This is a genomic window from Arthrobacter sp. CAL618, assembly GCF_000468215.1.
In the GTDB taxonomy this organism is placed as follows: domain Bacteria; phylum Actinomycetota; class Actinomycetes; order Actinomycetales; family Micrococcaceae; genus Arthrobacter_D.
Genome location: NZ_ASZW01000131.1, coordinates 9,168 through 16,577 on the forward strand (window position 1 = coordinate 9,168; position 7,410 = coordinate 16,577).

The 7,410-nt window shown below is 62.8% G+C and carries 10 protein-coding genes and 1 pseudogene (1 of these 11 cut by a window edge); 7 read left to right on the plus strand and 4 right to left on the minus strand.

Annotated features, from left to right (window positions below; all coding sequences use genetic code 11):
* Window positions 1-131, plus strand: the 3' end of a protein-coding gene (locus K728_RS18860; RefSeq protein ID WP_024476357.1) for a rhomboid family intramembrane serine protease. Its footprint begins 538 nt before the window's first position; 131 of the gene's 669 nt are visible here — the last part of the coding sequence; the start codon falls outside the window, past its left edge; its stop codon occupies window positions 129-131.
* On the opposite strand, the gene greA is transcribed toward K728_RS18860, so the two are convergent.
* Complete coding sequence (gene greA / locus K728_RS0108055; RefSeq protein WP_024476358.1) at window positions 65-556, minus strand: transcription elongation factor GreA; 492 nt, start codon at window positions 554-556, stop codon at window positions 65-67. The two genes, K728_RS18860 and greA, sit on opposite strands and share 67 nt — an antisense overlap.
* Window positions 557-816: 260 nt before the next feature.
* The gene (locus K728_RS18865) at window positions 817-1,263 is read right to left on the minus strand and encodes a DUF4307 domain-containing protein (RefSeq protein ID WP_035747574.1); all 447 of its coding nucleotides are present in this window, start codon (window positions 1,261-1,263) and stop codon (window positions 817-819) included.
* A gap of 67 nt (window positions 1,264-1,330) precedes the next feature.
* On the opposite strand from K728_RS18865, the gene mca reads away from it, so the two are divergent.
* Window positions 1,331-2,260 (plus strand): mycothiol conjugate amidase Mca, encoded by a 930-nt coding sequence (mca, locus tag K728_RS0108065; protein WP_019483661.1) that lies wholly within the window; start codon window positions 1,331-1,333, stop codon window positions 2,258-2,260.
* Between the two features lie 46 nt (window positions 2,261-2,306).
* Window positions 2,307-2,624 (plus strand): hypothetical protein, encoded by a 318-nt coding sequence (locus K728_RS0108070; RefSeq protein ID WP_019483660.1) that lies wholly within the window; start codon window positions 2,307-2,309, stop codon window positions 2,622-2,624.
* A gap of 58 nt (window positions 2,625-2,682) precedes the next feature.
* Here K728_RS0108070 and trhA read toward each other — a convergent pair whose 3' ends face one another.
* A complete protein-coding gene (gene trhA, locus K728_RS0108075; protein ID WP_024476360.1) occupies window positions 2,683-3,345 on the minus strand; it encodes a PAQR family membrane homeostasis protein TrhA in 663 nt (220 codons plus the stop codon).
* Window positions 3,346-3,515: 170 nt separating this feature from the next.
* On the opposite strand from trhA, the gene K728_RS0108080 reads away from it, so the two are divergent.
* A complete protein-coding gene (locus K728_RS0108080) occupies window positions 3,516-4,277 on the plus strand; it encodes an isoprenyl transferase (protein ID WP_024476361.1) in 762 nt (253 codons plus the stop codon).
* A gap of 347 nt (window positions 4,278-4,624) precedes the next feature.
* Complete coding sequence (locus K728_RS18870) at window positions 4,625-5,956, plus strand: PhoH family protein (RefSeq protein WP_035747576.1); 1,332 nt, start codon at window positions 4,625-4,627, stop codon at window positions 5,954-5,956.
* A 39-nt stretch (window positions 5,957-5,995) separates the two neighbouring features.
* Here K728_RS18870 and K728_RS0108090 read toward each other — a convergent pair whose 3' ends face one another.
* Complete coding sequence (locus K728_RS0108090; protein ID WP_024476362.1) at window positions 5,996-6,739, minus strand: hypothetical protein; 744 nt, start codon at window positions 6,737-6,739, stop codon at window positions 5,996-5,998.
* A 58-nt stretch (window positions 6,740-6,797) separates the two neighbouring features.
* On the opposite strand from K728_RS0108090, the gene K728_RS0108095 reads away from it, so the two are divergent.
* Window positions 6,798-7,310, plus strand: a complete 513-nt coding sequence (locus tag K728_RS0108095; RefSeq protein ID WP_024476363.1) for a prepilin peptidase — start codon at window positions 6,798-6,800, stop codon at window positions 7,308-7,310.
* Between the two features lie 4 nt (window positions 7,311-7,314).
* Window positions 7,315-7,410 (plus strand): annotated as a pseudogene (locus K728_RS23170) (NUDIX hydrolase); the annotation flags it as partial.

Below are 7,410 nucleotides of genomic sequence, written 5' to 3' on the forward strand. Positions count from 1 at the left end.
CCCGCCCCTGGTGGGACGGACCGCCGTCGGCAGTCAAAAGCCCGTTAAGGGCGTCAGAAAGGTCTTACCCTACGTACGGCTTGGCCGACAGGACCTCAACCTCAATCTCCTTGCCATTCGGCGCCGTGTAGGTGACTTTGTCACCGGCCTTCTTACCCTGGATGGCAGCTCCCAGCGGAGACTTCTCGCTGTAGACGTCAATGTCGGTGTCACCGGCAACTTCGCGGCTGCCGAGCAGGAACGTGGCGTCGTCGCCGGCGATCCTGGCGTGAACCAGCATGCCGGGTTCCACAATTCCGTTGTCTTCCGGGGCTTCGCCAACGTGGGCGTTCTCCAGCAGCGCAGTGAGCTGACGGATCCGGGCCTCTGACTTGCCCTGTTCTTCCTTGGCGGCGTGGTAGCCACCGTTCTCCTTGAGGTCACCCTCGGACCGTGCCTGTTCAATCCGGGCAACAACTTCGGTCCGGCCGGGACCGGACAAATGCTCCAGCTCGGCCTTGAGGCGGTCATAGGACTCCTGGGTAAGCCATGCGACAGGTGCACTGTTGGTGGACACGGGCATCTCCTTAGCTATGTCCGAAACCCGTTGATCGAGCGGTTTCGGCATGGTGACAGCCTGCACAACGAGATGTAAGCAGGCTTAGCAACAAATAAAGGCTCCACCCTTGGTGACCACATACACAGTTGATCACCGGTTGGGGAGAGCCGAACGTATTGTCCCCAGTGTAGACGCCCTGCCTCGGTAATCCCAAGGTAGGGCACGGGGGTAAAGGCCGAAATGTAGTGAAATCGAGACGTTCGGAATCTCCGGCAGGCCTATGCGGAACCGTTTTCCTTGATGACCCAGCAAGCGTTGACCCCGCCTGAGACACCCACCGATTCGGTGCGGATCTGGGCACGATGCGCTGTGGTGCGACCGCCGTCGGTCCCTTCATCGGCGCTATTGGGACCGATCTCCACGATTTCCCAGCCCACCACCGCGTAGGTTTCGCTCAAGACCTGCACGGCGCACTGCACCGTTGCGTCGGGGGCTTTGGTGACATCGAAGTCAACGTTGGCGTTCCCGGCGTCCTGAATGTTGAACCCGACGTCCTTGCTGGTTACCTCCGGGACGGAAGTCTGTACGGTGAACACAGCGATGGTGACCACTGCTACGGCGAGGGCGCCCCAGATGATCCGCTTCTTCGTCCGCCCTGGTAATCCCGGCTTGGGGGTGCCGTAGCGATTGGCTACTCTTGATACTGGCGGTTGGTTGGTGTTCATCGGAAACCATTTTATCCCCGCCGGAATCTATTGCCTAAAGCGATAGCCGAACCCACAGGAGCAGTAGTTGCCCAGCCCGGAAAACCGTCCATCATTCAGCGCGTCGGCTCCTGGCGAGGGATTCCGGCTGCTGGCAGTCCACGCCCATCCGGACGATGAGTCAAGCAAAGGCGCAGCCACCATGGCCCGGTACGCCGCCGCCGGCGTGGACGTGCTGGTTGCCACCTGCACCGGAGGGGAACGCGGGGACATCCTCAACGAGAAGGTCGCTGGCGATCCCCAAGCACTGCGGGACCTGGCTGGCCTGCGGCGGGTGGAGATGGCCGACGCGGCGCGAGCGCTGGGAATCCGCCAGCGCTGGCTGGGCTTCACGGACTCCGGTCTGCCCGAGGGCGACCCCTTGCCCCCGTTGCCGTTCGGGTGCTTCGCAGTGCAGCCACTGGAGCGTGCGGCGGCACCACTGGTCAAACTGATCCGTGATTTCCGCCCCCACGTCATCCTGAGCTACGACGAGAATGGTGGGTACCCACACCCGGACCACATCATGGCCCACAAGGTGGCCGTCGAGGCCTATCATGCAGCCGCCGACGCCGATCGGTATCCCGGCACCGGGGCCGCCTGGGCGCCGTCGAAACTGTATTACGACCGCGCGTTCAATCCCGAACGATTCCATGCACTGCACAACGCCCTCGAAGCTGCCGGCCTGCAGTCACCCTATGCCGCCCGGATCGCGGCGTGGCTTGAAGCCGACTCGGAAGGCCATCAGGCCCCGGCACCCACGCACAAGACCACTACCCAGATCGAGTGTGGAGACTTTTTTGAGCACCGTGATCGGGCGTTGCTCTCGCACCGGACACAGGTTGATCCGGATGGGTTCTTCTTCGCCGTGTCAGCAGACCTGCAGCGCGAAGTCTGGCCGTGGGAAGACTACTCATTGATCCACTCCCGGGTGGAAGCCAAACTGCCCGAAGCTGACTTCTTCGCTGGCGTAGAATAAGGAGGTGGGCCTTGCGGCCCACCGTTCCTTTCGAAAGTGGTGCATTGTGAATTACCTGCTCAACCTGGTGTCAACCGTAAGCCCTGTCCCCGATCAGGAGGATGGGCTCAGGCCGGGGCTGGATCCCAGCCAGGTGACGCCCGGTCTGCTGGGCTTCGTTTTCACCCTGTTGATGGTGATAGCTGTCATCTTCCTTATCCGCGACATGTCCAAACGGATCCGGAGGGTTCGGTACCAGGGGATGATGGACGAAGCCGCCGGTTCAGGCAGTCCCGAAACCGGTCCCAACGACGACCGTGTCCCCGGGGAACGTCGCGCCAATGACTCCGACTCGCGACCAGAGACGACGCCGGGAAACCGCTAGACCCTGCCGGCCTGGGTACTTGGGAGCCGACCCGCCGTCGTCCGGCCGGATAAACCGGTCAAGGCCCATGGAGTGGATTCAGGACTGCGATGACGATCGCGATGAAATGAACGGTGAAGGCGGCAATGGTGAAGGCGTGAAACAGTTCATGAAAACCAAACCATCTGACACTGAAGTTGGGGCGCTTGAGCGCATAAAAGACCGCGCCGGCAATATATAGGGCGCCGCCAATGATGATGAGTACTGTCGCAGGAACGCTCGCGGCCAGGAAATCCGGCAGGTAGAAGAGGGCGCCCAGTCCCAGCGCCACATAGACGGGCACATAGAGCCAGCGTGGTGCGTTCACCCAGAGCACCCGAAACAGGACCCCAGCAATGGCGCCGGACCAGATCACCCACAGCAGGACAGCCGCCTTGTCGGGCTCCAGCAAGGCCCAGGCCAGCGGGGTGTAACTGCCGGCGATCACCAGCATGATGTTCGTGTGGTCAAGCCGCTTCAGGACCACCCTGGTTCGGTCGGTCCAGGTGCCGGTGTGATAGACGGCGCTGACGCCGAAGAGCAGCACCCCGGTCAGAGCATAGATGGCTGACGTGATCTTGCCGCCCGCCGTCGGGGCGATGGCAACGAGCACGATGCCGGCGGCCAGTGCCAGAGGGGTGGCCCCCGCATGCAGCCAGCCGCGCAACTTCGGTTTGAGGGTGCCTGGGAAGCTCGAGGTCATTGCATAATCCTAGCTGTCGACTCGCTATGTTACTCGACGGTAACCAGGCTGCGGTGAGGGATCTCGTAAACCACCCCGAGGCTGTTATCGGTGGAGCTGGTCCGTGGCGGTACCTTAGGAGTAGAGCATCAGATTGGCGACCAACGGAAGAAGGATAGGTGAACCACCCAGTGAAGTTTCCAGGATTCGCCTATAACTTTTACGAACGCAAGCTCCAGCGGTCGCTGGATCCCGAAAGGATTCCGCATCACATCGGTGTAATGGTCGACGGCAACCGGCGGTGGGCCAAGTTGGCTGGCGCTCCGACCCGGGATGGACATCAGGCCGGTGCCGACAAGATCCACGAGTTTCTGGGCTGGTGCGAGGAGCTTGGCGTCGAGGTGGTGACGCTTTACATGCTTTCCACCGACAACATGAGCCGTTCCCCCGAGGAAATAGCGCAGCTATTGGACATCATCGCCAATACCCTCGATCGGCTGGGGGAGGGCAACCGGGTACGGGTGCAACCCGTCGGGGCGCTTGAACTGCTGCCCGACAACCTCTCGGACAAGCTGTGCTCGCTGGCCACACAGACCAGGGAAATTGACGGTCTGCACGTGAATGTCGCGGTGGGCTATGGGGGACGCCGGGAAATTGTCGACGCCGTCAAAGAACTACTGCTCGCCTCGGCAGCGGAGGGTCAGTCGCTGGAAGACGTTGCCACCGGTCTCACCGACCAGCAAATCTCCTCTTTCCTGTACACCCGCGGACAACCTGACCCCGACCTGGTGATTAGGACCTCGGGAGAGCAGCGGTTGTCAGGGTTTCTGATGTGGCAGAGCGCCTACAGCGAGTTCTACTTCTGCGAAGCGCTCTGGCCCGACTTCCGCCGGGTGGATTTCCTGCGTGCGCTCCGGGATTATGGGCGGCGCCAGCGGCGATTCGGCGGCTAACGATTCAAGCGGAAGTTCACCTCGAATTATTCTTCGACACGCCGCGCCAAACTCTCGTGGGCCCGATGCCGGGCGTATTCTCGACACCATCAGGAGGCACCAGGGCCTTCTGATCGGGAGGCTACCGATGCAGCGAACAGTGCTCACCAGCACAGCGCGACGTCAGGGGAGGCCGTGCCAGGCCTCGCGGCCTCACTGTCTCACCCACCCCTTAACAAGTCGGGGATTGCACGCCCCGGAGTGGAGTCCACGTGGCCATATCTGACCCAACACAGAGTTCATTCGATTCAGGCCAGACCCTCCCCCCAGCACACGCCACCAAGGCTCGCAGTAGCACGGATGAAGAATTGATCCTTGCTGAGGCGGGCCTTTCGTCTGTTGAAAGCCTCGGCAGCCGAAGCTACGTCGTCGACACGTCGGTGCTGCTCTCGGACCCGCGCGCCATTATGCGGTTCGCCGAACATGAGGTGATCCTGCCAATCGTGGTGATCAGCGAACTGGAGGCCAAGCGTAACGACCCCGAGCTTGGCTATTTTGCGCGCAAGGCGTTGCGGTTGCTTGATGATCTGCGCGTCCAGCATCACGGCCTCAACCAGGCGATCCCTCTCGGGGATGAGGGCGGAACGCTGCGGGTGGAGCTGAACCACATCTCGCCGGAGGTGTTACCAGCAGGATTCAGGAGCGGGGACAACGACTCGCGGATCCTCGCGGTGGCGAAGAACCTCTCCGATGAGGGCAGGAACGTCACAGTGGTGTCGAAGGACCTGCCGATGCGTGTCAAGGCATCGGCGATGGGTCTGAAAGCGGACGAGTACCGCAACGAGTTGGTGAAGGACTCGGGCTGGACCGGGGTAGCTGAGCTGGACGTCGCTGAAGCTGACGTCAACACGCTCTACGACCATCAGCCCGTGTTCCTTCCCGAAGCCGCTGAAATGCCTGCCAACACCGGTCTGGTCATGCACTCGGTCAGGGGGTCAGCGCTGGGCAGGGTGGGGGCGGACAAACAGGTGCGACTGGTGCGTGGTGATCGTGATGTGTTTGGACTCCATGGGCGGTCCGCCGAACAACGGTTGGCCATCGACCTACTGATGGATCCCGAGGTGGGGATTGTTTCGATGGGCGGGCGAGCCGGCACCGGCAAATCGGCTCTGGCCCTGTGCGCCGGGTTGGAGGCGGTCCTGGAACGCCGCGAACACCGCAAGGTGGTGGTGTTCAGGCCGTTGTACGCCGTCGGCGGCCAGGAACTGGGCTATCTGCCTGGCAGCGAGAGCGAAAAGATGAACCCGTGGGCGCAGGCGGTCTTCGATACGCTGGGCGCGCTGGTGTCGCAGGAGGTGGTGGAGGAAGTGATGGATCGCGGAATGCTTGAGGTGCTTCCGCTAACCCATATTCGAGGGCGAAGTCTTCACGATTCGTTCGTCATCGTCGACGAAGCCCAGTCGCTGGAAAAGAACGTGCTGCTGACGGTGATGAGCAGGATTGGGCAGAACTCGCGCATTGTCCTGACTCACGACGTCGCGCAGCGCGACAATCTGCGGGTGGGGCGCCATGACGGGATCGCAGCAGTGGTGGAAACCCTCAAAGGTCACCCGCTGTTCGGCCACATCACCCTGACCAGGTCCGAGCGCTCGCCGATCGCGGCTCTCGTCACCGAGTTGCTTGAGGGCGCCGAAATCTAGTCAGTTCCCGCTGGGGGCAGGCGTCAGGCAGCAGCCGGGTCAGGACACGTTCCACGGGATATGGGCGCTGACATCGGTGAGCTGGTTATCGGAGTCAACGAAGAGATCATCAACCATGTACTCGTCCACCCCGAGGACCCGCAGCCAGTGCCCACCCCCAGCGAACGCCCCGTCCAGGGCGAGGGTCGACACACAGATTCCCGTTCCGAGGTCAACTTTCACCTCGGTGCGACCACGCCCGATCAGCGGGTAGCCGTCAGTGTGGGGTTTGTAGGTGAGGTTGGGGGTGGCAACGGCGCTGAGGACTGGCCGGCCCTCAAACTCCTCTTCGACGATGTTCTCCAGCTCCACCCGGTTGGCGAAGGGGGACTCGAAGGCCACCGGCGCGTCCCCAGCAAATTCGACCGGGTCCAGCATCGCGGCCCACCGCGGGTCGCCGAAGGCGGGTTCACCGTACGCGGCGTCCGGGCGGCGCAGCACGAAGCCGGCGTCGTTGTAGACGGGGGTAATCAGCCGTGGGGCAAGGAGCCAGGATTTCCTGGTGGCGCTGACGTAGAGGGCGTCCCGTGAGCCGGCAGTGCCAGTGGTGCTGTGGAGGAGGACGCCGTCGTTGTCCTCAACCCGGAGCGCCGCCGGCCGACGCAGCCAGGCCTTGAGTGGCCGGGTCTCTCCCTCGGGTAGTCGCCACGCCACAGTGAAGCGCAGGGTCTCCCACTTCCAGGGGGATGACCTGCAGAGCGACCGGAAGGTGGCTGCTGGTGTTTCACTGTGAGTTGCTGACATGTCCACAGTCTAACCGCCGCCCTTGGCCGGTTCGCAGGGGTCCAGTAGCTTGGATCCCATGACCGACATCCTTGCCGGGTACTTCCAGGACCGACCCGTTGCCGGGCTCCTCCTTGGACTGGCGCTGGTCGTTTTTGGCGTGATCGGAGTCCGGCTCAGCGTTGTCGATTTCCGTAGCCATCTGCTGCCAAACCGGATCGTCTTTCCGGCCTACCCCCTCACTGGTGTGTTGCTCGGCTCTGCGGCCCTGCTGGCCAGCGACGCAGGGCGGACGCTCACGATGGTTGGCGGGGCCGCCGTGCTCTGGCTGGCGTACTTCCTGTTGCGGGTGGTGTACCCGGCGGGGATGGGATTCGGGGACGTGAAGCTCGCCGGTTGGCTGGGGCTCTACCTGGGTTTTGTGGGCTGGGGCCAACTGCTGTGGGGGACCTTCGCAGCGTTTGGGCTCGGAGCGCTCTGGGGACTGGTCTTGATCCTCAGCCGCCGGGGCACACTCAAGTCGGCAATCCCGTTCGGGCCGTTCATGATTGCCGGAGCTGCGTTGGTCCTGGCCGTCCCCTCGCTAGGCTGATCTCATGCCTACCCCTGACTATGTCCTGTCCCTCCGCGAGAAGGTCGGGCATGAGCCCCTCTGGTTGCCCGGCGTCGGCGGCGTGGTGTTCGACGACGAC